25 protein-coding genes and 1 pseudogene are annotated in these 25,387 nt (G+C 69.8%); 16 read left to right on the top strand and 10 right to left on the bottom strand.

Annotated elements, in window-relative coordinates:
- Positions 1-107: 107 nt before the first annotated feature.
- Positions 108-290 carry a hypothetical protein gene (locus tag FK531_RS01545; protein ID WP_142094885.1) on the bottom strand — a complete coding sequence of 61 codons (183 nt, stop codon included), beginning with the start codon at positions 288-290 and terminating at the stop codon, positions 108-110.
- A gap of 121 nt (positions 291-411) precedes the next feature.
- The gene (locus FK531_RS01540; RefSeq protein ID WP_142094884.1) at positions 412-1,953 is read right to left on the bottom strand and encodes a SpoIID/LytB domain-containing protein; all 1,542 of its coding nucleotides are present in this window, start codon (positions 1,951-1,953) and stop codon (positions 412-414) included.
- Between the two features lie 245 nt (positions 1,954-2,198).
- Between FK531_RS01540 and FK531_RS01535 the strand changes: the two genes are divergently transcribed.
- Complete coding sequence (locus tag FK531_RS01535) at positions 2,199-4,346, top strand: N-acetylmuramoyl-L-alanine amidase (protein WP_142094883.1); 2,148 nt, start codon at positions 2,199-2,201, stop codon at positions 4,344-4,346.
- A 1-nt stretch (position 4,347) separates the two neighbouring features.
- Here the strand turns inward: FK531_RS01535 and FK531_RS01530 are convergent, their stop codons facing one another.
- Together FK531_RS01530 and FK531_RS01525 are read right to left on the bottom strand one after the other, a co-directional pair.
- On the bottom strand, positions 4,348-5,187 hold the full coding sequence (locus FK531_RS01530; protein WP_142094882.1) for an HAD family hydrolase: 840 nt from the start codon (positions 5,185-5,187) through the stop codon (positions 4,348-4,350).
- A gap of 43 nt (positions 5,188-5,230) precedes the next feature.
- Positions 5,231-6,028: a polysaccharide deacetylase family protein gene (locus tag FK531_RS01525; RefSeq protein WP_142095309.1), complete on the bottom strand. Its 798-nt coding sequence runs from the start codon at positions 6,026-6,028 to the stop codon at positions 5,231-5,233.
- 150 nt (positions 6,029-6,178) lie between these two features.
- On the opposite strand from FK531_RS01525, the gene FK531_RS01520 reads away from it, so the two are divergent.
- Entirely contained in the window at positions 6,179-7,597 is a 1,419-nt protein-coding gene (locus FK531_RS01520) for a HAMP domain-containing sensor histidine kinase (protein ID WP_142094881.1), read from the top strand.
- Here FK531_RS01520 and FK531_RS01515 read toward each other — a convergent pair.
- Positions 7,573-8,247, bottom strand: coding sequence for a response regulator transcription factor (locus FK531_RS01515; RefSeq protein WP_142094880.1), 675 nt, complete (start codon positions 8,245-8,247; stop codon positions 7,573-7,575). The genes FK531_RS01520 and FK531_RS01515 overlap by 25 nt on opposite strands.
- A gap of 109 nt (positions 8,248-8,356) precedes the next feature.
- On the opposite strand from FK531_RS01515, the gene FK531_RS01510 reads away from it, so the two are divergent.
- Positions 8,357-9,196, top strand: a complete 840-nt coding sequence (locus FK531_RS01510) for a phosphatase PAP2 family protein (RefSeq protein WP_181762769.1) — start codon at positions 8,357-8,359, stop codon at positions 9,194-9,196.
- Positions 9,197-9,273: 77 nt separating this feature from the next.
- On the opposite strand, the gene FK531_RS01505 is transcribed toward FK531_RS01510, so the two are convergent.
- Both FK531_RS01505 and FK531_RS01500 read right to left on the bottom strand, forming a co-directional pair.
- Positions 9,274-9,855: a SanA/YdcF family protein gene (locus FK531_RS01505; protein WP_142095308.1), complete on the bottom strand. Its 582-nt coding sequence runs from the start codon at positions 9,853-9,855 to the stop codon at positions 9,274-9,276.
- Between the two features lie 107 nt (positions 9,856-9,962).
- On the bottom strand, positions 9,963-10,718 hold the full coding sequence (locus tag FK531_RS01500) for a lysophospholipid acyltransferase family protein (RefSeq protein ID WP_142094878.1): 756 nt from the start codon (positions 10,716-10,718) through the stop codon (positions 9,963-9,965).
- A gap of 131 nt (positions 10,719-10,849) precedes the next feature.
- Here FK531_RS01500 and FK531_RS01495 point away from each other — a divergent pair, with 131 nt between their 5' ends.
- From FK531_RS01495 to FK531_RS01480, 4 genes are all read left to right on the top strand, one after another.
- A complete protein-coding gene (locus FK531_RS01495) occupies positions 10,850-12,397 on the top strand; it encodes a Rieske 2Fe-2S domain-containing protein (protein WP_142094877.1) in 1,548 nt (515 codons plus the stop codon).
- A 197-nt stretch (positions 12,398-12,594) separates the two neighbouring features.
- Entirely contained in the window at positions 12,595-13,431 is an 837-nt protein-coding gene (locus tag FK531_RS01490) for a mycofactocin-coupled SDR family oxidoreductase (RefSeq protein WP_142094876.1), read from the top strand.
- 19 nt (positions 13,432-13,450) lie between these two features.
- The gene (locus tag FK531_RS01485; RefSeq protein WP_142094875.1) at positions 13,451-14,596 is read left to right on the top strand and encodes a 3-ketosteroid-9-alpha-monooxygenase, oxygenase component; all 1,146 of its coding nucleotides are present in this window, start codon (positions 13,451-13,453) and stop codon (positions 14,594-14,596) included.
- Positions 14,597-14,600: 4 nt separating this feature from the next.
- Positions 14,601-14,825: a hypothetical protein gene (locus FK531_RS01480; RefSeq protein ID WP_142094874.1), complete on the top strand. Its 225-nt coding sequence runs from the start codon at positions 14,601-14,603 to the stop codon at positions 14,823-14,825.
- Between the two features lie 78 nt (positions 14,826-14,903).
- Here the strand turns inward: FK531_RS01480 and FK531_RS01475 are convergent, their stop codons facing one another.
- Both FK531_RS01475 and serS read right to left on the bottom strand, forming a co-directional pair.
- The gene (locus FK531_RS01475; protein WP_142094873.1) at positions 14,904-15,299 is read right to left on the bottom strand and encodes an ankyrin repeat domain-containing protein; all 396 of its coding nucleotides are present in this window, start codon (positions 15,297-15,299) and stop codon (positions 14,904-14,906) included.
- Positions 15,300-15,399: 100 nt separating this feature from the next.
- On the bottom strand, positions 15,400-16,659 hold the full coding sequence (gene serS, locus FK531_RS01470; RefSeq protein ID WP_142094872.1) for a serine--tRNA ligase: 1,260 nt from the start codon (positions 16,657-16,659) through the stop codon (positions 15,400-15,402).
- Between the two features lie 238 nt (positions 16,660-16,897).
- On the opposite strand from serS, the gene FK531_RS01465 reads away from it, so the two are divergent.
- The 6 genes from FK531_RS01465 (at position 16,898) to FK531_RS01440 (ending at position 21,519) form a co-directional block, all read left to right on the top strand.
- Complete coding sequence (locus FK531_RS01465; protein WP_246097826.1) at positions 16,898-17,911, top strand: septum formation family protein; 1,014 nt, start codon at positions 16,898-16,900, stop codon at positions 17,909-17,911.
- 1 nt (position 17,912) lies between these two features.
- Positions 17,913-18,263 carry a metallopeptidase family protein gene (locus tag FK531_RS01460; RefSeq protein WP_142094870.1) on the top strand — a complete coding sequence of 117 codons (351 nt, stop codon included), beginning with the start codon at positions 17,913-17,915 and terminating at the stop codon, positions 18,261-18,263.
- A gap of 145 nt (positions 18,264-18,408) precedes the next feature.
- Entirely contained in the window at positions 18,409-18,717 is a 309-nt protein-coding gene (locus tag FK531_RS01455) for a PE family protein (protein WP_142094869.1), read from the top strand.
- Between the two features lie 34 nt (positions 18,718-18,751).
- Positions 18,752-19,987 carry a PPE domain-containing protein gene (locus FK531_RS01450; protein WP_142094868.1) on the top strand — a complete coding sequence of 412 codons (1,236 nt, stop codon included), beginning with the start codon at positions 18,752-18,754 and terminating at the stop codon, positions 19,985-19,987.
- Positions 19,984-20,781 (top strand): ESX secretion-associated protein EspG, encoded by a 798-nt coding sequence (locus FK531_RS01445; RefSeq protein WP_142094867.1) that lies wholly within the window; start codon positions 19,984-19,986, stop codon positions 20,779-20,781. Before FK531_RS01450 ends, FK531_RS01445 begins: the two co-directional genes overlap by 4 nt.
- 102 nt (positions 20,782-20,883) lie before the next feature.
- Positions 20,884-21,519, top strand: coding sequence for a TetR/AcrR family transcriptional regulator (locus FK531_RS01440; RefSeq protein WP_142094866.1), 636 nt, complete (start codon positions 20,884-20,886; stop codon positions 21,517-21,519).
- A gap of 42 nt (positions 21,520-21,561) precedes the next feature.
- Here FK531_RS01440 and FK531_RS01435 read toward each other — a convergent pair whose 3' ends face one another.
- Positions 21,562-22,344 (bottom strand): enoyl-CoA hydratase, encoded by a 783-nt coding sequence (locus FK531_RS01435; RefSeq protein WP_142094865.1) that lies wholly within the window; start codon positions 22,342-22,344, stop codon positions 21,562-21,564.
- Between the two features lie 372 nt (positions 22,345-22,716).
- Here FK531_RS01435 and FK531_RS01430 point away from each other — a divergent pair, with 372 nt between their 5' ends.
- The 3 genes and pseudogenes from FK531_RS01430 to FK531_RS01420 all read left to right on the top strand — a co-directional run bounded on the left by FK531_RS01430 (position 22,717) and on the right by FK531_RS01420 (position 25,365).
- On the top strand, positions 22,717-23,910 hold the full coding sequence (locus tag FK531_RS01430; RefSeq protein ID WP_142094864.1) for a thiolase family protein: 1,194 nt from the start codon (positions 22,717-22,719) through the stop codon (positions 23,908-23,910).
- Positions 23,911-23,939: 29 nt separating this feature from the next.
- Complete coding sequence (locus FK531_RS01425; protein WP_142094863.1) at positions 23,940-24,716, top strand: 3-hydroxyacyl-CoA dehydrogenase; 777 nt, start codon at positions 23,940-23,942, stop codon at positions 24,714-24,716.
- 26 nt (positions 24,717-24,742) lie between these two features.
- A pseudogene (locus FK531_RS01420) lies at positions 24,743-25,365 on the top strand (TetR/AcrR family transcriptional regulator).
- Positions 25,366-25,387: the final 22 nt, after the last annotated feature.

Below are 25,387 nucleotides of genomic sequence, written 5' to 3'. Positions count from 1 at the left end.
ATCTGCGATGTTGTCAATGGGATGATCGAGGCCATCGTCTTGGGAAGGTTCGACCCCGGATTTCGGGGTCGAACCTTCCCAAGTGCGCGATACGGAGCCGACCCGCCTCAGTCCGTCATGCCGCAGGCGATCCAGTTCCGGATCCGCCAGATGACGTTGTAGAGATTCAAGGGCGCCACGTCGAAGGTGTCCCAGGTCTGCCCGACATGAGCGGTCCACTCCGGGATCCGCCCACAGCAGATCCGGTGTCCGAACACGCGAAAGAGGCCGTCGCAGAGAACAGCACGCATCGAGATTCCTCTCGTCCAGTCGCCGGCCCCGGATCGGGGCTAGCGTTGCCGCGTGCTCATGGCAGGAACGGTAGCAGGACTGCATGATTCGGTGAGACTGCGCACTCCGCCCAACTCGCCCTCAGCCCGCGCTACCGGTGCCGGGCAGCGTGGACTTCAGAACGCTCGCGTCGATGACCTGGGCACCGGTTGCGTCGGTCCAGACGATGGCACCGTGCTCGAACATCCGGAACCGCCCGGCCTCGTCCGGCATGGACATCTCCGGGCCGAGCGGACCACCGAGAACGCCTGCCGGACCACCGAATTCGGCGTACTTCTTCTCGATCTCGCTCGGCGGGACCGGCGCCGGGGCCGGGTTCGGGTCCGGCGTGGCTCCCGGGGCGGGCGGCGCCGCGGGCGGCGCGACCGGGGCGGGTGCACCGAGACCCTCGGCGATGGTGAACCAGTCCGACTTGATGCCGAGTTTGACCCGCGCGTCGTTGCCGGTGGCCTGCACGGTTCCGGTCGACCCGACCACCTCGAGTCCGGTCACCCGGCCGCCGTCGGCGCCGAGATTGTTGCGGGAGGTGACCTTCACCGAGTGCAGCTCGCCGACCCCGAACGCCTTGGCGATGTCACCCGCGGTCAGGGTCTGGGTCCAGTCATGGGTCGGCGAGAGCGCGTCGCCGAGGTCCTCGACCGCCGAGAACACTCCACCGGCGGTGTATCCGCCTGTGGAAGAGGAGAATTCGGCCGAGACCGGTTGGCCCCCGCTGACGAGGACCTTGCCCGCCGTGGTTCGGACCGCCTCGGTGGTCCGCGGATCCTCCTTGCCCGACCCGTCGTACACCTGGCAGTCCTGGGTGTCGCACGTCTCGGCGTAGCCGTACCGCTTCTCCGCCGACGCGTAGGAGCGTGCGGCGATGGCCTGCGCCCGCAGCGCCTCCTTGCCTCCGGTATCCGCCCATTCCGCCTTGGACTCCGCCGGCACCACACCGAGCAGGTAGTCCTCCATGTCGACGAAGTTGACCACCCGCGGCACCGTTCCCTCGAGGGCAACTCCCATCGATCCGCGGAAAGCGTTGCCGCCGCACAGCTTCAGGTGCTCGTTCGCCGGTCGGTCGGCATCGAGGTCGATCGGGTCCACCCACGGGTGATCGGTCGCGCCCTGCCACACCACCGCGCCGTCGCAGCCCTTGGTGATGACGACGTTCGCACCGCCGCCGGGTGTTGCAGTCAGGTGAACGGCGTCACCGGGAGCGACCTCCTGACCGGCGACGCGGGCCCCCGCGTCGGAGTGCACGGCGAGGTCCTTCCCGTCGAGTCCGATCAGTCGAACGCCGATTCGCTTGTCCGCCTGCGTTTCCAGCGTCGTCCCGCCGTAGTAGTGGCCGACGATGCGCTCGGCAGACCATCCCTGTCCACGTGCGTAGCCGTAGGCACCCCACTGACCCATGCCGCGCCCGTGACCGTGCCCGTGACCGACCAGGGTGAAGGGCGCGTCGGCCGCGACCACCGGGGCCACCGCGGGGGCAGCAGGTCCCTCGACGAGCACCAGCCCGACGGCGCCTCCGACCGCCAACGCGGGAACCACCGCCAGGGCGACGGCACGCGCGGACAGTGGCCTCCCGCGACCACGCACGGCCGTACCCAGGATGGAATTCTTCCGGCGGAACTTCGCCATGTCAGGTCTCCTCGTCGACGGAGCCGAACGCCCGGTCACGGGACCGTCACGCTGTGGTGAGTACGGGCAGAACGGTCGAGTCTCAAGCTAAGGTTGAGCCTTAGGTGAACTGTGGTTAGTGTTGCAAGAGTGATCGGTGTTAGCAACATCTGTCACTCCAGTCACATCAGTAACACCATCGTGGCCGAGCCGTGCGAGGCGACGCGACCACGGTGCAAATGAGCGCGAAACAACGAGGAGTCGACTTGCCGCACCGCCGACCGAAGCCGTCGATCGTCCTGGGGACGGTCGCCGCCTTGGCCATCGCGACTCCGGTCGCGGTCTGGGGCGTCACCAGCACCTCGGGCGTCCGATCCACCAGTGACTCCGCACCGTCCGCGGTCCCCACCCAGATCGCCGAGGTAGCCCTGGCAAAGATTCCCGACATCGTGATCCCACTCAAGGAGATCACCGGTCTGGACCTACCCGACGTTCGGCTCTCCGACCTGAAGAAGCTGCCGCTCCCCAGCGAGATCCCGCTGCCGCAGAATCTCCCGCTGCCCGGCGGCATCACGCTGCCGGAGACGCTCAAGCTTCCGCTCGACGCGCTGCCGTCGGCCCCCGCACCGGCACTGACGCCGGCACCGGCCGACGTCGCGGCACCGCTCCCCCCTGCATCGACGGCCCCGCAGGCCCAGGCGCCCACCGCCGGCGTCGAGGAGCAGGTCGGGACCGCGGTCAAGGAGATCACCCGCGACACCCCCTTCAGCATGATCGCGCTGACCTCCGACCTCGGCGCCACTGCCGCCAAGGTCCGCGCCAAACTGGCCGACGGGTCCTGGGGTCCGTGGTTCGCGACCGAGCAGGTCGACTCCCGCAAGAATGACCGCACCACCACCGGAAAGACCGGTACCGAACCGGTTTTCGTCGGGAACACCACCGCGGTCCAGGTCCTCGTGACCAAGGCCGCGCAGGCCGTCGCCGGCCTGCCCTCCACCGGCGCGGTCGACCCCGCCCCGGCGCCCGCCCTGCCGAACGTGTTGACCCCGGCCGATCCGGCGCAGGCGCCGATCCCCTTCGCTCCCGCCGCGGTGAGCACCCCGCTGCACGCCCAGGGTCCCGCCCAACAGCTGGCCGACGCCGTCACCGCCGTTCTGATCCAGCCGGGTTCCGGCGCTGCGGACACCTCGCTGACCGACATCGCCTCTCCGGTAGGCGGTTCCGGCCCGAAGGTGATCACCCGCGCGCAGTGGGGCGCCGACGAGTCGTTGCGCTGCGAGGAGCCCACCTACGACGACTCGCTCGGCGGTGCCACCGTGCACCACACCGCGGGCAGCAACGACTACACCAAGGCCGAGTCCGCCGAGATCGTCCGATCCATCTACGCGTACCACGCGCAGACGCTCGGCTGGTGCGACATCGGGTACAACGTGCTTGTCGACAAGTACGGCCAGATCTTCGAGGGCCGCTCGGGCGGGCTGGACCGAAATGTCCAGGGCGCCCACGCCGGCGGGTTCAACGAGAACACCATGGGCATCGCGATGATGGGCGACTTCTCCACCGTCAGCCCGCCGCAGGCGACCCTCGACGCGGTCGGCAGGTACCTCGGATGGCGGCTGGCCAAGGCGGGACTCGACCCGACCGGCCGGACCACGATGTGGTCCGAGGGCACCGAGTACACCCCGTACGCGCAGGGCGAGGCCGTCGACCTGCCGATCATCTTCGCGCACCGCGACGTGGGCAACACCAGCTGCCCCGGCGACGCTGCCTACGCGAAGATGGACGAGATCCGGGCGATCGCCAAGGCGAATCCCGGTGGCGGCAGCGGGATCCTGGCCGTCGCACCCGACAAGACTGCGGCCGCGGCCGAGGTTCCCGGTCAGGCCCCGGCGGCCGCCGGCACGGGCTCGGCGAGTTCGCTCGGGGTCCTGATCGGCGAACTGCTCAAGCTCACCGACCAGACGCCCATCGCGCAGAAGTGGATCGCGGAGGGCGGCGACACCGGCAGGCTCGGCGCCTCGCAGACCGGTGAGATCCCGGTGAAGTCGGGCTTCAAGCTGGTGAAGTTCGCCAACGGTGCGATCGCGACCTCCCCGAACGGCGGGGTCTGGACGGTGCTCGGCAAGATCTTCGACAGCTGGCGGCAGAACGGTCTCGACACCGGTTCGCTCGGGTTGCCGACCAGCGACGAGTACTCGGTGCCGGGCGGGAAACGCGCCGACTTCGAGAACGGCTCACTGGTCTTCAACGAGGTGACCGGCGTGGTCACCACCGTCCTCAAGGCCTACAACGAGGCGTACGCGAACGCGCTACCCCCGGCCGACGCCGCGCCTCCGGCACCGTCGGAACCCCTTCCGGTGCCCGTGGAACCGGCGCCGGTCCCCGCTCCGACCGAGCCCGCCCCGGCGGCCTGAGTCAGGTCCACCAGCGTTCGAGGATTCGGGCGACGCCGTCCGCGGAGTTCGAGGCGGTCACCTCGTCCGCGGCGGCGATCGCGTCGCGGTGCGCGTTCGCCACAGCGACGCCGTGCCGGGCCATCGAGAGCATCGGGACGTCATTGGGCATGTCCCCGAATGCGAGGACGGCCGAGTCCGTGATCCCGAGATGTTCGGCGAGCACGGCGAGTCCCGACGCCTTCGTCACGCCGGGCGCGGCCACCTCGATCAGCCCGTTGTTCGTCGAGTAGGTGAGGTCGACGCGGTCGCCCACGAGGGGGGCGAGCCGGGAGATCATGTGCGAACTCGCGATGCCGGGCAACCGGATCAGCAGCTTGACCGCCGGGTGCGCGAGCACCTCCTCGTCCGACGTCTCGGTGTTGTCCGGGTTCAGCCAGGCATGCTCGTAGCCGGGCGAACTCACGAACTGCGGGGTCGCGGCGTCGTGTGCGCTGGCCCCGACCCGCTCGGCGGCCAGGCCGCTGCCGGGCAGGGCGGACTCGGCGAGTTCGGCCACCCAGGCCAGGGTCTCGGTGGACAGGGTCACCGCGCTGAGTACCCGGTCGGCGGAGCTGTCGTAGAGCACCGCCCCGTTCGCGCACACCGCGAGCGGCGCGTAGTCGAGTCCGTCGACCACCGGCCCGATCCAGCGTGGGGGCCTGCCGGTCGCGAGGACGAAGGGAACGCCGTCGTCGAGCGCGGCGTGCACCGCTGCTCGCGTGCGGGGGCTGACGCGTTCGTCGTCGTCGATCAGGGTGCCGTCGACGTCGCTGGCGATCAGTTCGGGCTTGGCGTGGCGGGTGTCCTGCACCGCAACCATCTTGCCGCACCGACGACCACCGCGCCGCGGCCGCATCCGACCGTCACTGGCGCGGCCGCGCCAGCACGTCGTCGAGCGTGACCATCGACAGCTTGCGCTCCTTGATGATGTCGACCAGCTGCGGGTAGACGTGCGTGACCGCCGGGTGGTTCGCGTGCCCGATCACGATCGTCTGCGGGTTGAAGTACTTGCGGGCGCACTGGAGCAGGTAGTCCTCGGTGATCACCCCCGAATCCGAGAGCGAGCCGTACCAGAGGGTGGGGACCGTGTAGCCCAGGTCTGCGGCGACGCGGTCGACGGTCCCGTTGTGAAATCCGTAGGGGGGCCGATAGAACGGCGTGCCGTCGACGCCGTACTGGTTCTTCAGGAAGTCCCGGGTGCGCTGCAGTTGGCTCGCCACGCCCGAGCCGGAGAGCTTGGTCAGGTCGGGGTGGTCCCAGGTGTGATTCGCCAGCTGGATCTGACCGGAATCGACCAAGGGACGCAACTCTTTCCGGCTTTCCGTCCACGAGTCGTAGGACGCGGTGACAAAGAAGGTGAACCGGGCTCCGGTGTCCTTGGCGAACTTCACGTATGCCGCCACCACCTCGGGGCTCGCCCCGTCGTCGACCGTCAGTGCCATGCTCGACCCCGGTCCGGGCAGGGCAGTGATCGTGCCCGGTGACAGGGGGGTCTTCAGCGCGGGCGGCGGCAGCAGGGGCGGTGTGGTCGGCGCGGGCGGAGGGGGCGGCGGGGCGGGTGTGACCTCTCCGACAGCGGGAGCGCCGTCGGCGGTCGAGCAACCGGACAGGGCGGCGCAGGCGCCCGCCGCGAGCATGGTCATGAACTGCCGGCGATGCATCACCATGACCCGATTCTGGCCCATATCACGATGGACCACCCGGTCCGTGGTGCGCGACACGCGGGCCGTTCGATGGCGGACATGGCCGTGAGGATCCCAGTAGCAGGCTGTGAAAGCGCTGAGAGGTGTCCGCCTGGCAGGCTGTGTTCCATGAACCTGGGCTGGTTGCACCCGTCGCGGTGGAGCGTGCGAACCCGGTCCGCGGTCGCCGCAGCGGTCGTGGTGACGATCTGCCTGGCGATAGCGGGCGCCGTCCTGCTGCTGGTGTTGTTCCGCTCGCTCGAACATTCGGCACAGGACGCCGCGGCCGCTCGCGCCACCCAGATCGCCGGACAACTCCGCGGCGAATTGCCCGCACAGCTCGACCAGTCGCTGCTCGCCACCGACAGCCAGATCGGCGCGGTGCAGGTCGTCGACGCCCAGGGTCGCGTCCTCGCCGGGTCGAACGGCGCCCCGGACACGGCGCTGGTGCCGGGCATCCTGGACCTCGGCGAGGCCCGTGACCTGGGGCGGGTGAAGGGCCTCGGAGGCTCGTCCGACTACTGGATCTCCGGGCTCGGCGCGTCTTCGGGCGCCGGGACGGTCACCGTCCTGGTCGGCGCGGACCGCGAACCGGTCGAGTTGGTGGCGGAGAAGGTCGGCGGCCTGCTGGCGGTGGGCTCGCCGGCGATCGTCGCGCTGGTGGTGTTCGGCACCTACAGCCTGGTCGGGGCGGCGCTGCGGCCGGTCGAGGACATTCGGACGCAGGTCGCCTCGATCTCCGGACCCGACCTCGGCCGGCGTGTGCCGGTGCCTCCGTCACACGACGAGATCGCGCAGTTGGCCGCGACGATGAACGCAATGCTGGCCCGGATCGAGGCCGGCCAGCTCGCACAGCAACGCTTCGTCAGCGACGCCTCGCACGAACTGCGCAGTCCCCTGGCCACCATCTCCGCCGCCCTCGAACTCGCGCAGGGCAGACCGGACCTGGTGGACGCGCAGCTGATCGACGACTCGCTGCTGCCCGAGACCCGGCGCATGCACCACCTGGTGGAGGACCTGCTGTTGCTGGCCCGGTCCGACGAGGGGGGACTCGAGCTGCAGCGGGTCGACGTCGACCTCGACGACCTGCTGTACGGAGAGGAGGTCCGGCTGCGCGGAATCGGTTCGCTGCACACGATTTCCCGGATCGAGCCGTGCCGGGTGACCGGTGATCGTGCTGCGTTGAGCCGGGTGATCCGCAATCTCGTCGACAACGCGGCCCGGCACGCGCGTTCCACCGTCACCCTGGACTGCCACGGCGAGTCGGGCGTCGCGGTGGTCACGGTGTCGGACGACGGTCCCGGTATCGAGCCGGCGGACCGGGACCGGGTGTTCGAGAGATTCGTCCGGCTCGACCCGACGCGGACCCGGTCCTCGGGCGGCGCGGGCCTCGGGCTCGCGATCGTCGAGCAGATCGTCCGCTCGCACCACGGCACGGTGAAGGTCGCCGAGGCCGTCGGCGGCGGTGCGGTGTTCACCGTGACCCTGCCGGCGGCGCAGCCGGATTCGGGAAGTCCGGTGGATCAGCCCTCGTCGACGAGTCGGTAGCCGACCCCGCGGACGGTGTCGATGGTCGCGGTGCCGAACGGGGCGTCGATCTTGCGCCGGATGTAGCCGACGTACACCTCGACGACGTTGTCGTCGCCCTCGTAGTGGCTGTCCCAGACCGAGCGCAGGATCTCGGCCTTGGTCACCACATTCCCTTTGTTGCGCAACAGGAATTCGAGTACGCCGTACTCGCGCGGAGTGAGGCTGAGCGGGACTTCACCGCGCGCCACCCGCCGCCGGGCGGGGTCCAGCGTCAGCTCGCCGGCGGCGAGGATCGCCGGCCGCTGCGGGGCGCCGCGCCGCAGCAGCGCGCGCAACCGTGCCAGCAGCACCACGAACGAGAACGGTTTCGTGAGGTAGTCGTCGGCGCCGAGGTCGAACGCGTCGGCCTGGTCGTACTCGCCGTCCTTCGCCGACAGCATCAGCACGGGGGTCCACACCTCCCGGGCGCGCAGCTCGCGCAGCACCTGGTAACCGTGCTTGCCGGGCAGCATGATGTCGAGCACGACCACGTCGAACTCGCCGGTCGACGCCAACTCGAGTCCGTCGAAGCCGTCGCGGGCGATCTCGACGACGAATCCCTCCGCAGCGAGTCCGCGGCGAACGGTCTCCGCCAGCCGGGCCTCGTCCTCCACCAAGAGGATCCGCATGCACACCTCCAGTGACCCCGGCGGGCCACATTCCCTTTGTACCCATCCTTCCCCCGAAACGGGAGCAGATCTCAGCGTTCTCACAGCGCGCCGGACGGACACTTGGCCCATGTCCCACTCGATCGACGCCGTCCGTGTGCTGGTCACCGAGCTGCACACCGAAGAATCGACCGCGGAAGTGGCGCTGTGGACACTCGGCGCCTGCGCACTGGCGTTCACCGGGTCGCTGGCCGCCGACCGGTGGAACCGGCGGCGCGGAGAGGTCTCGTTCTGGACGGCGTTCGGGTGGTCGATGGTCCGGATCGGATCGCTCCTCGCCGCGCTCGCCCTGCTTGCCGTTCAGGTGCGCACCGCCGGATGGATCACCCGCGCGGACCCGGCCGTCGGCTCGTGGTTCGCCGGACACCAGTCGCCGGCACTGGTGTCGGCGGCGACGTGGGTGACCCGGGCGGGCAGCCCCGTCTCGACTGCGGTGGTCGCGGTCGCGGTCGCGGCGCTGCTGGCCCGGCGTCACCGGTCGGCGCTGCCCGCGGCGGTGCTGGCCGGAACCGTCGCCCTGGCCGCGGTCGCGAGTGTGGTCGTCAAGGACGTGGTGGCGCGGCCCCGACCGTCGCGGGTCGGGCACCTCGCCGCCGCCACCGACTACTCGTTCCCGTCCGGTCACGTCACCGGAACGGTCGCGCTGCTCGGCGCGCTGCTGGTGCTGATGCCCGCCGGCGTCGGACCGCTACGCCGGACGGTCGCGGCCGCGTCGGCGACCGTGGTGGTGATCGCGGTGGCGGCGAGCCGGTTGTATCTGGGGGTGCACTGGCTCACCGATGTCGTCGGCGGTCTGCTGCTCGGTGTCGCGGCCGTGTTGGTCGGTGCGCTCGCGGCGGCCACCTGGTCGGCGCGCTTCCCGACGGTCACCCGCTTCGAGGACCGGCCGGTGCCCGCTCTCGCCTCGTGACCCTGGAAACGGCTGAGGCGGCTTCGCCGCAGTGGTGCGGCTACGGAGTCGTGGGACTCCGCAACCGCACCACTGCGTCAGCGCCTTCCCAGAATCCGTGCGATCGAATCGTCCGGCGGAGAAACAACTTTCGGGTCCCGTCGGCTGAGCATGTCGACGACCGCCTTGGGACTGGCCAACCACTCGCGCACGGTGTTCCGGGCGACGGTGATGAATCGGCAGTCGCAGTCCCCGCGGACCCCGTCGGCCTCGATACCGGCGCGGCGGCACAGCGCGACCGCGCGCGAGACGTGGAAACCCTGACTGACGATGAGTGCCTTGCGAACTCCGAAAGTCGACACGGCGCGGGCGCAGGTGTCGTAGGTGTCCAGGCCGAAATCGTCGCCGACGATCAACTTGCGGTCGATGCCCTCGGCGACCAGGTACTCGGTCATCGCGGCGATCTCGTTCCCGGAGGTGCCGTTCGCGTCACCGGAGACCAGCACCGCGCGGGCCTTGCCCTCCCGCACCATCTTCGCCGCGACGTCGAGCCGGCCGGCGAGGAACGACATCGGCTTCCCGTCCTGGACCTTCGCCCCGAGCACGATCACCACGGGAGCCTCCGGCGCGTCCGCCGGGTCGTGCACGTGGCCCGCCGAGGCAGCCATGATCCAGGCCATCGAGCCGAGCACCACGACGCCCACCGCAGCAACCGCGCCGGCCGCGACAAGCAGCACCCTGCGCCTCACGCGCGACCGGCCCGCACCTGACGGTCGGGCTGCACCGGTCAGGATCCGTCCGACGACTGCGCCCGACGGGCGGCCTTCTTCTCGGCCTCCTCGGCGTCCATCCGGTTCGCCTCCTCGAGGGTCGGCGCACCCCCGCCGAGCCGCGCCGGCACCCAGTACGCCCCGGCCGGGTGTTCGTAGCCCTCCTGCAGCGCGCGCAGCATCGTCTCCATCGTCGAATGGAGTTGCGCCGTCAGCTCACTGGCCGGCTCGAACGGCTGGATCGGCTCGCCGACCGCGATCGAGATCGGGGTGTTGGTGCGCCCCAGCCGCTTCGGATACCCCTTGGTCCACACCCGCTGCGCGCCCCAGATCACCATCGGGACGATCGGCACACCCGCCTCGATCGCCATCCGCGCCGCGCCCGACTTGAACTCCTTGAGCTCGAAGCTGCGGCTGATCGTGGCCTCCGGGTAGACGCCGACCAGCTCGCCGGCCCGCAGGTCCTCCACCGCCGCCCGGTAGGAGTCGGCGCCCGCCCCACGGTCGACGGGGATGTGCCGCAGGGTGCGCATGATCGGACCGGAGATCTTGTTGTCGAAGACCTCCTTCTTCGCCATGAAGCGGATGTAGCGCTTCACAGTGCGCACCGGCAGCCCCGCGTAGGTGAAGTCCATGTAGCCGGTGTGGTTGACCGCGATCACCGCCCCGCCCCGCGCCGGGATGTTCTCGTCGCCCGTGACCGTGAACTTCAGGCCCTGGGCGGCGAAGACCGTGCGAGCAATGCCGATGATCGTTCTGTAGACGGGTTCCACGTCGGCAACACTAGCCGCCTGGCAGCTCGGCCGCCGGTGCGCCTTTTCCGTGGCCGGGATCACCAGAAACACGCACCGGCACCGGAGGCGCTTACCCTGGTGAGCGTCGAAAATCTCCAGGAGGCATTCCAGTGCAGGTCACGAGCGTCGGACACGCCGGTTTCCACATCCAGACCGAGGCGGGATCGATCCTGTGCGATCCGTGGGTCAACCCCGCCTACTTCGCGTCCTGGTTCCCGTTCCCGGACAACACCGGCCTGGACTGGGACGTGCTCGGCGACGTCGACTACCTGTACGTCTCGCACCTGCACAAGGACCACTTCGATCCCGAGAACCTGCGCAAGCACGTCAACAAGGACGCGACCGTGCTGCTGCCGGACTACCCGGTGCCGGACCTGCGCCGCGAACTGGAGAAGCTGGGCTTCACCAAGTTCTTCGAGACCCAGGACTCGGTCAAACACACCGTGAGCGGACCCAAGGGCGACCTCGACGTGATGATCATCGCGCTGCGTGCCCCCGCCGACGGCCCGATCGGCGACTCCGGCCTCGTCGTCTCCGACGGCGAGACCACCTGTTTCAACATGAACGACGCCCGCCCGGTGGACATGGACGTGCTCGGCGAGCAGTTCGGCAAGATCGACATCCACCTGCTGCAGTACTCCGGCGCCATCTGGTACCCCATGGTCTACGACATCCCGGCCGGCACCAAGCGCAACTTCGGCAAGCAGAAGCGCCAGCGCGGCATGGACCGCTGCCGCAGCTACATCGAGCAGGTCGACGCGACCTGGGTGGTGCCGTCGGCCGGACCGCCGGTGTTCCTGGACGCCGCGCTGCGCGACCTCAACGACGACCACGGCGACGAGGGCAACATCTTCCCCGACCAGATCGTCTTCCTCGAGCAGATGCGCATCCACGGCAACGACGGTGGACTGCTGATGATTCCGGGCAGCGTCGTCGACATCCACGGAGCGGACGCGACGCTGTCCCACCCGATCCCGGACGCCGAGGTCGACAAGATCTTCTCCGACAAGGCCGCCTACATCGAGGACATGGCGCAGCGCATGGCGCCGGTGCTCGCACAGGAGAAGGCGAGCTGGGCTCCCGCGGAGGGCGAACCGCTGCTCGGACCGCTGCGGGCGAAGTTCGAGCCGATCATGGCTCAGTCCGACCTGATCTGCGAAGGCATCGGCTACCCCGTCGGTCTGGTGATGGGCGGCGAGACGGTGGTCCTGGACTTCCCCAACCGCGCGGTGCGTGCGCCGATAGAGGGAGAAGGCAAGTACCGCTACGGTTTCCGCATCGTACCCGAGCTGGTCCGGACGGTCCTGCGCGACGACGAGCCGGACTGGGTCAACACCATCTTCCTGTCCACCCGGTTCGAGGCCTGGCGGGTCGGCGGCTACAACGAATTCCTCTACACCTTCTTCAAGTGCCTGACCGACGAGCGGATCGCCTACGCGGACGGCTGGTTCGCCGAGGCTCACGACGACTCCGCGTCGATCGAGTTGGGTGGCTACGAGATTCAGCGTCGCTGCCCGCACCTGAAGGCGGACCTGTCCAAGTTCGGCGTGGTCGACGGCAGCAACCTCACCTGCAACCTGCACGGCTGGCAGTGGGACCTCGAGACCGGTCGCTGCAAGACGTCGAAGGGCCACGAGCTCCGCTCCACCAAGCTCTGACTCCCCCCGCCACCAGTTCCCCAATGTCACATTGATGCCCGTCTGGGCCATCAATGTGACATTGGGGAACCTCCGGGCGTGACCGGGCACCCAACGAACCCGACATGTGACCGCCGTCTCACCCAACGGGACGGTGCCACACGGCGTCGCCGGTCTTTGGCTCACTGGAGCGAAGCCGACGACGCGAGGTGGCACGGATGGACGATTTCAAGGGCAGGGTTGCGCTGATCACCGGCGGCGCGCGAGGTCAGGGCCGCTCCCACGCGGTCGCGTACGCGGAGCGCGGCGCGGACGTCGTGCTGGTCGACCGCTGCGAGGACCGGGACGTGATCGGCCACCCGATGGCCACCAAGGAGGACCTCGCCGAGACCGTCCGACTGGTCGAGGCGGCCGGGGGCCGCTGCCTGGCGACCGTTGCGGACGTCGCGGACCGCGCGGCGCTCGACGAGGTGGTCGCCCGGGCCACCGCCGAGTTCGGCCGCATCGACATCGCCGTTGCGAATGCAGGGGTCTCGGCGGCGGCACCGGTGCAGTCCACCAGCACGGCGATGTGGGACGAGGTGGTCGGCACCAACCTGACCGGCGTGTTCAACACCCTCGGCGCCGTCTCCCCCGGCATGATCGAACGTGGCTACGGCCGGATCGTGACGATCTCCTCGATGCTCGGCCGCATGGGCAACACCAACATGGCTGCGTACTGCGCCTCGAAGTGGGGGGTGATCGGACTGACCAAGAGCGCCGCCCTCGACCTGGCCGGGCACGGGATCACCGTCAACGCCATCGCCCCCGGCAACATCGCCACCGGGATGCTGCACAACGACGCCCTCTACCGGCACCTGCGTCCCGACCTGGAGAACCCGGGACCGGACGACATCGAGGACATCATGCGGGGCCTGCACGCCCAGCCGGTGGCCTGGCTCGACCCCGCCGAGATCACCCGCGCGGTCCTGTTCTTCACCGCCGAGGCCGCCGCACACGTCAGCGGCACGGTCCTGCCCGTCGACGCGGGCAACGCCGCCCGCGTCACCGCCTGATCCGGAAGGAGCACGCCCGATGACCACCGCACAGAACGACGAGGTTCGCGAGATTCACGCGGAGGCCGCCCCGCAGCGGTTCGCGCGCGGCTGGCACTGCATTGGCCTGTCCCGCGACTTCAATGACGGAAAGCCGCACTCCCTCAACGCCTTCGGCACCAAGCTCGTCGTGTTCGCCGACAGCTCCGGCGAGATCAAGATCCTCGACGCGTACTGCAGGCACATGGGCGGTGACCTGAGCCGGGGCACCGTCAAGGGTGACTCGATCGCGTGCCCGTTCCACGACTGGCGCTGGGGCGGCAACGGCAAGTGCACCGGAATCCCCTACGCCCGACGGGTTCCGCCACTCGCACGCACCCGTGCCTGGCACGTCCTCGACCAGGACGGTCTGCTGTTCGTCTACAACGATCCCGAGGGCAACCCGCCGCCGGCGGAGGTCGCCCCGCCCCGCATCCCGGGCGCCCTGGCCGACGACTGGACGGACTGGAAGGGCTTCAAGCAGACGATCGTGCACACGAACGTCCGGGAACTGATCGACAACAACGTCGACATGGCGCATTTCTTCTACGTGCACGGGTCGTTCCCGACGTTCTTCCGCAACGTCTTCGAGGGGCACGTCGCCGCCCAGTACATGAACGGCGTCGCCCGCGAGGACGTCCGGCCGCCCGCCAAGCCCGGCGAGCCGCGGGCGCTGGGCAACTCGTCGGTCGCCGCCTACTACGGCCCGGCCTTCATGATCGACGAATTGACGTACCACTACGAGGGTTTCGACTCCGAAGCGGTCCTGCTCAACTGCCACTACCCGATCGACGAGAACACCTTCGTGCTCACCTACGGGGTGATCGTCAAGTACTCCGAGCACCTCGCACCCGCGGCCGCGGAGAAGCTCGCCGACGGGATGAGCTCGTTCATCAACAAGGGATTCGAGCAGGACGTCGAGATCTGGCGCAACAAGACCCGGATCGACAACCCGCTGCTGTGCGAGCAGGACGGTCCCGTCTACCAGCTGCGCCGCTGGTACGAGCAGTTCTACGTCGACGTCGATGACGTCAAGTCCGACATGACCGACCGGTTCGAGTTCGAACTCGACACCACCAGGCCGGTCGAGTCGTGGAAGCAGGAGGTCGAGGAGAACCTCGCCCGCCGCGCGGTCGCGCAGGGCTGACCCCGTGCAGTCCGTGCAGTGCCGCGAGTGCGGCGTCGCCGTGCTCGTGGAGAAGTTCAGCTGGGAGCACACCGGCGTGCAGTGGACCGAGGACGCGGTCGCGGCCTGCCCGGTGCTGGCGCCGCTCGCGGACCGCGACGACGCCATGGCGTTGACTCGCGGCTGCGAGGCGATGCGGTCGTCGATCCGGACGGCAGCGGTCGAGGGCCGCTTCGGCGACCTGGACTGACCCCGCGCACCGAACACCGAACGGGTGGTTACCGTTTCGCCCACTCGGGCGATCGTCCGGTAACCGCCCGTTCGGCGTCTACGAAAGCTCCCACAACGCGAGGTAGTCCTCGCGGCCGAACATCGCAGCGGCGTCCACGGCGGTCGGGTGCCCGGCACGGGGGTCGGCGCCGGCGGCCGCCAGCGCCCGGACAACCGCCTCCTCGCCCTTGAAGATCGCGCCTGCGACCGGAGACTGGCCGCGATCGTTGAGCCGGTCGACGTCGGCGCCCCGGTCGATCAACAACTGAACGGCCTCGACGTGCCCGTGATACGCGGCAAGCATCACGAGGGTGTCGCCGGTGCCGTTGGTGAGGTTCACCGGCACACCCGCGTCGAGGTAGGCGGCGAGGGTCGAGGCCTCGCCCGACCGCGCCGCGTCGAAGACTCGTTGCGCGATCTCCTGCAGCTGGGGGTCGATCGGTTCGTCGGTCATACCGTCCGACGCTACCGTCCACCCCACTGTCCCGAATGGCCCATTCGGTCACTCTGAGTGACTGAATGGGCCATTCGGGAACACCAGGGAGAGGGAAGAACTACGGAGCCCGCAGGACGTCGGTGCCGACGAACGGCTGCAACGCGACCGGCACGGTGACGCTGCCGTCGGCCTGCTGATGGTTCTCCAGGATCGCGACGATCCACCGGGTGGTGGCGAGGGTGCCGTTGAGGGTCGCGGCGATCTGCGGCTTGCCGTTCTCGTCGCGGTACCGCACGTTCAGCCTGCGCGCCTGGAAGGTCGTGCAGTTCGACGTCGACGACAGCTCGCGGTAGCGCTGCTGCGTCGGCACCCACGCCTCGCAGTCGAACTTGCGCGCCGCCGACGAGCCGAGGTCGCCGCCGGCGACGTCGATCACCCGGTACGGCACCTCGATCGCGGCGAGCATCTCGCGCTCCCAGCCGAGCAGCTTCTGGTGCTCGGCGTCCGCGTCCTCGGGCTTGCAGTAGGTGAACATCTCGACCTTGTCGAACTGGTGCACGCGGATGATGCCGCGGGTGTCCTTGCCGTGGCTGCCCGCCTCGCGGCGGAAGCACGACGACCAGCCGGCGTACCGCTTCGGCCCCGCGCCGAGGTCGAGGATCTCGCCGGAGTGGTAGCCGGCGAGCGGAACCTCGGAGGTGCCGACGAGATAGAGGTCGTCCTGCTCGAGGTGGTACACCTCCTCCGAGTGCTGGCCGAGGAATCCGGTGCCCTGCATGATCTCCGGTCGCACCAGCACCGGCGGGATCATCATCGTGAAGCCGTTGGCGGTCGCCTTCTGCGCGGCCAGCTGCAGCAGACCGAGCTGCAGCAGCGCGCCGTATCCGGTGAGGAAGGAGAACCGGGCACCGGCGACCTTGGCTCCGCGCTCCATGTCGATCAGGCCCAACGACTCGCCCAGCTCGAGGTGGTCCTTCGGCTCGAAGTCGAACGACGGGATCTCGCCGACGGTGTCGAGGGTGATGAAGTCGTCCTCGCCGCCGGCGGGCGCGCCGTCCTGGACGATGTTGGAGATCGCGCGCTGGGCGGCGGTGAGTGCGGCGTCGGCCTCGTGCTGCGCGGCCTCGGCGTCCTTGACCTTCTGCGCCAGCTCCTTCGACCCGGCGAGCAGGGCGGGCCGCTCCTCCGCGGACGCCTGCCCGACCTTCTTCCCGAGCGTCTTCTGCTCCGCCCGCAGGTTGTCACCCGCGAGCACCGCGGCGCGGCGGGACTCGTCGGCGGCGAGCAGCGCATCGACCAGCCCGGGATCCTCGCCCCTGGTGCGCTGTGACTCGCGGACGACGTCGGGATTCTCGCGCAGGAATTTAAGGTCAATCACAAGCACAAACCCTACTTGGTCGCCCCGCGGCGCTCATTTCGGTTTCGACGCGGACGGCGGCAGGCACCGGAAAGATCGGCTTCGTCTCGACAGGCAGGCATGATGGAGGGCGATGTCCGACGAACACACCCCCGACAACACCGACCCGAGCACCGGGCCCGCGGACGATACGCGGGCCCGGACCGGCGAGGCACCCGCTGCGCTCGGACCCCTGGTGAACAGGCTGTCCGGACGTCACATGTCGGCCCGGACCACCCGCCGCGGACTCGTGGCGATCGCGTTGGGCGCGGTGATCGCCGCAATCGCGACCGTGGTCATCTCGGGCGGCTTCGACAACAGCGGCGACCTCACGACCCACCCGAACAGCGGAGGACCGATGTCGACCGGCGCGGTCGCGGGCAAGGCGTTCGGTACGGCGGGTGCGGGTGACTGCCTGACCTGGTCGAAGGAGGACGCCAGCGACCTGACCAAGGTCGAGTGCTCGGACAAGCACCTGTTCGAGGTGGCCTCCGAGGTGGACCTGAGCATCTTCCCCGGCGCCGAATTCGGCCCCGGCTCCCGCTTCCCCGGAGTGCTGCGCTTCTCCCAGCTCCGCAACGAGCACTGCGCGCCCGCGGTCGTCGAGTACCTCGGCGCCCGATACGACCCCAACGGCAAGTTCAGCGTCGGGCTGATCAACCCCGGCGAGGCCGGCTGGGCGGCCGGCGAGCGCACCCTGCGCTGCGGGTTGCAGCGCTCCGGCACCACCGGCACCCTGCTGCCGATCGTCGGGAGCGTCGCGGGCCAGGACGAGTCGAAGGTGTGGGACGCGGGCACCTGCATCGGCATCAACCAGAACGTGCCCGCCGATCCGGTGGACTGCTCGGAGCCGCACGCCTTCGAGGTGATCTCCGTCGTCGACATGGGCGCCAAGTTCCCGGGCGGCTTCCCCCCGGTCGCCGACCAGGACAAGTACCTCGAGGAGACCTGCACGCAGGCGGCGAACGAGTACCTCGGTTCCCCCGACGCGTTGCGGAACAAGACCCTGACCCTGTTCTGGGACAACATCGAGCTCAGCAGCTGGCTCGCGGGCAGCCGGAAGGTCAACTGCTCGGTCGGCAAGGAACTCGACAGCGGCGGGTTCGCCCCGATCACCAACTCCGCGAAGGGCGACATCCTGATCAACGGCGCGCCCCCGGTGGCACCCCCCGCGGAACCCGAGGGACGGTCCCGGCCGGTACCGCTGCCCGGCGCCGCTCCGTTGGGTAACTGACGTGGCCGTAACCATGACCGAGGACCGCTTCGAGGAATTGGTCTCGGAGGCCCTCGACCTGATCCCTCCGGAACTCGCGCGGGCGATCGACAATGTCGTCGTGCTGGTCGAGGACCGCGACGAGCACGACCCCGGCCTGCTCGGGCTCTACCACGGCATCGCGCTGACCGAGCGCGACAGCCACTACGGCGGCTCACTGCCCGACACCATCACCATCTACCGCGAGGCGCTGCTGGAGATGTGCGACAGCGAGGAGCAGGTGGTCGAGGAGGTCGCGGTGACGGTCATCCACGAGATCGCGCACTACTTCGGCATCGAGGAAGAGCGGCTGCATCAGCTCGGGTGGGGCTGAGCGCGGTCCCGGGCTCTCCCCGGAGCCACGGCCAATTCGGCGGAACCGCGCAGTCGTGCGCCGCGTCCAAACTCCTGACGGATCAATCTCAGCGAGCTCGCTTCGTCGAATCCCCGCTTTGTCGACACTCAGGAGGCCGAGACCCATGCCAGGCCACGTGTACGTCTCTCCCGACGCCCTGATCTCCGCTGCCGCGCAGCTCGAGGCCCTCGCGGATCGCCTCGAGGCGGCCGTCCACGTCAACGGCCCGGCGCTGCACATGGCGCCCGCGGGTACCGAGGAGGTGTCGACGATGGCCGCCGGCTTCTTCAATTCGGTCGCGGACAGCTTCCTTCCCTCGGCTGCCACCGGGATCACCGAACTTCGGACCGCCGCCGCGACGCTGCGCAAGCACGCCGCCGAGTACCAGGGCCTCGACCACAGCTTCGGCGCCTCGCTCGCCGCGGGCATGTGACCGCGCGCCACCAGCATCCCGAGGAGTAATCGACATGACCATCGGATTCACCGGCGTCGTCTGGCTGCCCCGCGGCGCCACCTGGAACTCGACCTCGCTCAACGCGGGAGTCGGACCGGTCCAGCTGTCCGCCGCGAGCTCCGCCTGGACCGCCCTCGCCGCCAGCATGGCCGACGCGACAGCCACCCTGACCAGCGTGATGGGTGAACTGGGGGCCGGGTGGCAGGGCCTCGCCTTCGACACCGCTCTGGCGAAGCTGATTCCGTTCCACGCCTGGACCGAGACGGCGGGCGCGATGGCCGCCGAGACTGCCGCCAAGGCCGCGACCGAGGCCGGCGCGCACACGGTCGCCCGGATCGCGATGCCCAGCCTCGTGGAAATCGCCGCGGTCAAGACCGCGAAGGCCGCCGCGTACACCACCGGCGGTGCGCTGGCGGGGGCCGGCGCCGCCGCCGAGGCCGCGGACCGCGCCATGGACGTACGGGCGGCCCTGGTGATGGAGGCCTACGAGGCCGCGTCGAGCATCGTGTCGGTGCCGCAGAGCTTCACTCCCCCACCGCCGCTGGCCAACGGGCTCGGAACGTCGCGGGCGGACGCACCCGATGCGGTGCCGCCGAGCACGATCACGGCCGACGCTGCGGTGAACCCGGCGCAGGCCGCGCTCGGCGCGGTGATGGCTCAGGCACAGAACCCGGCCGTGATCAGCGCGGCCACGCAGGCGGGCAGCATTGCCGGTTCCGGCTTCAGCTCCGTCGCCTCGACCACCGCGTCACTCGCCCCGGCCGCGATCTCCGCGCTCACCGGCGGCGGGGGCGTCGGTGGTCCCGTCATCGGCGGTCCCGTGGGGGGCACCGCCGGAACGAACACCACGCGCGGCGGGTCCGCGGCCACCCGGTCGGTCGGCACGGCCGGCCTCTCGGGTGCGCCCGGCCGGGGCGCACCCGGCGCGGGGGTGACCGCCGGCTCCGGTGGCATCGGCCGAGCGGTCCTGCCCGACGGCTGGGGGGCCGCCGCGTCGGGCGACGCGGCCTCGCCCGTGTTCGGCCGCGGGAGCGCTGCGACCGGAACCGTCGGCGCCGACCTCGTGCGGGGCGACACGGCAGCGACGGCGCCCCGCGTCGGTCACATGGGGTCCGCCACCGCGGGCGCCGGCCGCGGAATCGGCCAGGACGACGAGGAGCACCGCACTCCGGACTACCTGAAGGGCCTCGAGCACTTCAGCGACGGCCGCGTGGTGATCCCGTCCGTGATCGGGGCGGATCCGCAGTGAGTCCGTTCGTCGCGCCGACCGACAGCCTCGGATCGGTGACGCTCGACCTCGACGAGCTGGACCTGCTGGTCCACCTGCTCGCGGTCGACGAGTTGCCGGTGGTGCTCGATGCGGGTCCGCGCTTCGACTCCGCCGCCGCGCGCGACGCCGCGTTCACCGACGCGCAGGAGAGCTTGACCGGTCGGGGGTTGCTGCCCGCGGGGGCGCCGCATCCGGACGTGGCGGACTGGCTGGCCCTACTCGCCCGGCCGAGCGCCGAGATCGCACTGCGCTGGTACACCACTGGACAGGCGGAGATCTCGCGCCTGTGCCTGGTACACGGCACGGCCGGCGAGTTGCTGGCCCTGCGCGGACCGAATTCCTATGTGCTGCAACCATCCGAGGGCCAGGGCCCGGAACTGTTGCTCGATGCGGTCGGCCGCGCGGCACCGCTCGACTTCGGTCCGGTGAACGCGCCGACCGACCTGCTGATCGGCGCGCTCGAGGACTGCGCGAATCGAGTGTCCACCGCCCGACGACTGACCGAGATCGGGGTCACCGAGGTCGATGCCGGCACCCTCGCGGCCGCTCTGGCGGGACGCCGCGCGCACGCCGAGATCGTCGGTATCCGGCACGCCGACGCGGCCGTCACGCAGGTCGGCGGGCCGGTGACGGTCTTCCATACCGACCGGGGCCGGATCGTCGGCACCTCGAGCGTGTCCGCGGACGGCGTCGCGTGGACCACGCTGAGCCCGGGGACCGACGCCCGACTCCGTCGGGCGATCGCGGACCTGGTCACCGAAACAGGGTGCTGAGCAATGCCTTTCGCATGCGGTACGCAGCCATCGAGGTCGGCACGTTTCGTCCCGGTATCCTCGACACCACTGCGCTGAGCGATCGACAGGTTGGGGACGGTAATGGGACAGCCCGCTGACGGGGCGGCCGACGACGCCGAGAGAGTCGACTGGCGCCGCCTCGAGCACCTGGAGCTCAGCCCCATCCTGTCCGCCTCGCTCGACGCCTTCCACGAGCTGGGGTTTCACGGCACGACCGTGCGCGAGGTGGCCCGACGGGTCGGGGTGACCGTGCCCGCCCTCTACTACCACCACGACAGCAAGGAAGGCCTGCTGATCGCCCTGCTCGAACTGTCCACCAGCGACGTGCTGGCCCGCGCGCACGCCGCGGACGCCGACGGCGGCGACGACCCGGCGCAGCGACTGTCCAACGTCGTCGAGGCCATCGTGCTGCGGATGACCGAGCGGGCCCGGCTCGCGGCGCTCGAGGGCGAGGTCCGGTACCTGAGCCCGGAGAACCGGCAGCGCTACCGCACCGTCCGCAAGGGCGTCGAGGACCTGGTGCTCGGCATCGTCGAGGACGGCACCGCCACAGGCGCTTTCGACGTCGACGACCCCGCGGAGACCACCCGCGCCCTGCTCGGGATGTGCCAGTCCATCCCCCGCTGGTACCACGCGGAGGGCACTCTCTCCCCGGAGGAGGTTGCGGGAAAGTACGCGGCGATCGCGCTGAAAACCGTTGGCGCTACGCGCCCGTGAGTCCTTGTGGCCCCCAGGCGGGCCTGAAGGACTCACAGCTGGTCAGCGGCGGAAGACCGCCGGCCGCTTGTTGAGGAACGCATCGACACCCTCCGCGAAGGCGGCGGCGGCGAGCAGGTCCAGTTGACCGGCACGCTCGCGCGCGAACGCGGGTTCGAGCTGACCGAGGGTGGCATCGTTGATCGCAGTCTTGGTGGCCGCGAACGCATCCGACGGCCCGTCGACGAGCCCGCGCACCAGCCCCTCGACGTCTTCGGCGAAGGTGGCGTCCGGGAAAACCTGCGCGATCAGCCCGGCCTCGAACGCCTCCACCGCGGGTAGCCTCTCGGCGAGCAGCGCCATCTTCAGTGCACGGGCCCGCCCGACGGACGCGGCGACGAGCGCAGTCGCACCGCCGTCGGGCATCAGACCGATCTTCGTGAACGCGAGCAGCAGGTAACTCGATTCGGTGGCGACCGTCAGGTCCGCGCCGAGCGCGAGCGAGACCCCGACCCCGGCGGCCGGACCGTTGACGGCGGCGACGACGGGGCGCGGGAACGCCCGCAGCGCGGCGACGAGACGGTTCGCGGCGTCGATGGTGGACCCGTCCGGCGGACCGGACACGTCACCGACCGTGGACAGGTCGGCCCCGGTGCAGAACGCCCTCCCACTGCCGGTCAGCAGCACGACGCGGACCGCGGCGTCACCGACGTGCTTGTCGAGGGTATCCGCGGCCGCGTTCAGGGTCTCGATGGTCACAGAGTTCATCCGGGCCGGCCGGTCGATGGTGATGCGCAGGACGCCGTCGGTCAGGTCGACGAGGACGTCGGAGGTGTCGGTGCTCATTCGCGGACCCTTCTCACGGTCGGAGGTGGAGCGCCACTGTGCCGGTGGCACTGCCGGTTTCGAGGCTACGCAGGCTGTCGAGGAATCGATCGCCGTCGCGGCCATTCCCATCAGTACCAGACGGCACTGAGCGGTCGCTAGCTAAAGCTGACCGTTGACCGCCGGACGCCGAGCGTGATAGGTGTCTTAGCGAGCGTTCAGTAATTACGGAATCCCCTCACCCGAGGAGCACCTTGGCCGACGAGCCGACCACCGCGCGCGAACCCGTCTGGCAGGGACGCTGAACGTCCCCCGATGCCGGCTCTGCGCCTGGGCGACGCCCTCCCGAGGCGCTGGGCCGCACCACTTCTCCTCTCCTCGAAAGGAATCACCATGACCAGCGCAGTCATCGTCGACGCGGTCCGTCTCGCGTCCGGCAAGGGCAAGATGGGCGGCGCCCTGTCCGGCACCCACCCCGTCGAACTCCTCGCCCACGTCCTGCGGGCCGTCGTCGACCGCAACGGCATCGACCCCGCCCAGGTCGACGACGTCATCGGCGGCTGCGTCCAGCAGGTCGGCGAGCAGGCCCTCAACATCTCCCGCACCGCACTGCTCTCCGCCGGGTTCCCGGACTCCGTGCCCGCCACCACGATCGACCGCCAGTGCGGCTCCAGCCAGCAGGCCGCGCACTTCGCCGCGCAGGGTGTCATCGCCGGCGCCTACGACCTGGTCATCGCGTGCGGTGTCGAGTCGATGAGCCGCATCCCGATGGGCACCTCCCCGATGGGACAGGACGCGTCGGGCCCCGGCATCGCGGCCCGCTACCCGGACGGACTTGTGCACCAGGGCATCTCCGCCGAGCTGATCTCCGCGAGGTGGAAGCTCGACCGCGACACGCTGGACTCGTTCTCCGCACAGTCGCACCAGCGCGCCGCCGCCGCGATCGCGAATGGCTCGTTCGACCGCGAGATCGTGCCGATCGACGTCGTGAACGCCTCCGGCGACACCGTCACGCACACCGTCGACGAGACCGTGCGGGCCTCGACCACCGCCGAGGGACTCGCCGGCCTCAAGCCGTCGTTCCGCACCGACGCGTTCGCGACCCGCTTCCCCGAGGCACCGTGGCAGATCACGCCCGGCAACTCGTCGCCGCTGACCGACGGCGCCTCCGCCGTCCTCATCATGAGCGAGGAGATGGCGACCAAGCTCGGCCTGACTCCTCGGGCCCGATTCCACTCGTTCTCCGTCGCCGGCGACGACCCCATGTTCATGCTCACCGCGCCGATCCCGGCCACCCACAAGGTGCTCGCGAAGGCCGCTCTGGGCATCGAGGACATCGACACATACGAGGTCAACGAGGCCTTCGCACCCGTCCCACTGGCCTGGGCGCACGAGTTCAACGCCGACCCGGCCAAGCTCAATCCGTGGGGCGGCGCCATTGCCCTCGGCCATGCCCTCGGGTCCTCCGGCACCCGTTTGCTCACCACCATGCTCCACACCCTCGAGGCGACCGGCGGCCGCTACGGCCTGCAGACCATGTGTGAGGGCGCTGGCATGGCCAACGCCACCGTCATCGAACGCCTTTGACAACCGACGTCTTTCGAAAGGAACAGCTCATGCAGATCAACGACAGCGTCGCCGTCGTCACCGGTGGCGCTTCCGGCCTCGGCCTCGCCACCACCAAGGCCCTGCTCGCCGACGGCGCCCAGGTCGTCATCATCGACCTGCCGTCCTCCGACGGCGAGACGGTCGCCAAGGAGCTGTGCAACGAGGTACAGGGCGACCGCGTCCGCTTCGTCGCCGCCGACGTCACCGACGAGGCCGCCGTCATCGCAGCCCTCGACCTCGCGGAATCCCTCGGCCCGCTGCGGGTCACGGTGAACTGCGCCGGCATCGGCAACGCAATCAAGACCGTGGGCAAGCAGGGCGCGTTCCCGCTGGACGCCTTCAAGAAGGTCGTGGACGTCAACCTGTTCGGCACCTTCAACGTGCTCCGCCTTGCAGCGGAACGGATCTCGAAGACCGAGCCGATCGACGGCGAGCGCGGAGTCATCATCAACACCGCCTCCGTCGCCGCGTTCGACGGCCAGATCGGTCAGGCCGCGTACTCCGCCTCCAAGGGCGGCGTGGTCGGCATGACCCTGCCGATCGCCCGCGACCTCGCTTCGCTGCTGATCCGCGTCGTCACCATCGCGCCGGGCCTGTTCAAGACCCCGCTGCTCGGCTCGCTGCCCGAGGAGGCGCAGAAGTCCCTCGGCGGGCAGGTGCCGCACCCGTCGCGCCTCGGTGACCCGTCGGAGTACGGCGCGCTGGCCGCGCACATCGTGTCGAACCCGATGCTCAACGGCGAGACCATCCGTCTCGACGGCGCCATCCGCATGGCCCCGCGCTGATCCACACGGGAACAGAGGAGGGGCCGATGTCCGCACCGCCCGAAACCACCGCCACCTGGCGGACCTTCGAGCCGCTGCAGCTCGGCCCCATCCTCGACCACGCACTGGACGCGTTCCACGAGAACGGCTTCCACGGCACCACCGTCCGCGACCTGGCCCGCCGGGCCGGGGTCACGGTGCCGGCGCTGTACTACCACCACGAGAACAAGGAAGCCGTTCTCGTCACCCTGCTCAACGCCGCGGTCCACGACCTGATCGACAGGGCCTGGCCGCGGTCACAGATGGCGGAGACGAGCCTGCGGCCCGCTTCGCGAACTTCGTCGAGGCGATGGTGCTGAACATGACGCACCGCGCCCGACAGTCCGGTCTCGACTCCGAACTGCGCCACGTGTCGCCGGCGAATCGTCGCGTATACGCCGCCACCCGTAAACGTTTCGAGATGATGGCCGTCGACCTGGTGAGCGACGGCGTGCAATGCGGCGTCTTCGAGGTCGACGACGTCGACGAGTCCGTGCGCGCGCTGCTCGGCATGGGACAGTCCATCGCCCGCTGGTACCAGATCGACGGCCCACTGACCCCGGACCAGGTCGCCGCCCGGTACGTCCGCATCGCGCTGCGGATCGTCGGCTACCGCCCCAACGATTCCTGAGATCCCATACCGCGAGGAGACT

Origin of the sequence: Rhodococcus spelaei, assembly GCF_006704125.1 — a bacterium.
In the GTDB taxonomy this organism is placed as follows: Bacteria; Actinomycetota; Actinomycetes; order Mycobacteriales; family Mycobacteriaceae; genus Rhodococcus_G; species Rhodococcus_G spelaei.
Note: the sequence above shows the minus strand (reverse complement) of the source record. Positions and strands in the feature narration are given on the sequence as shown.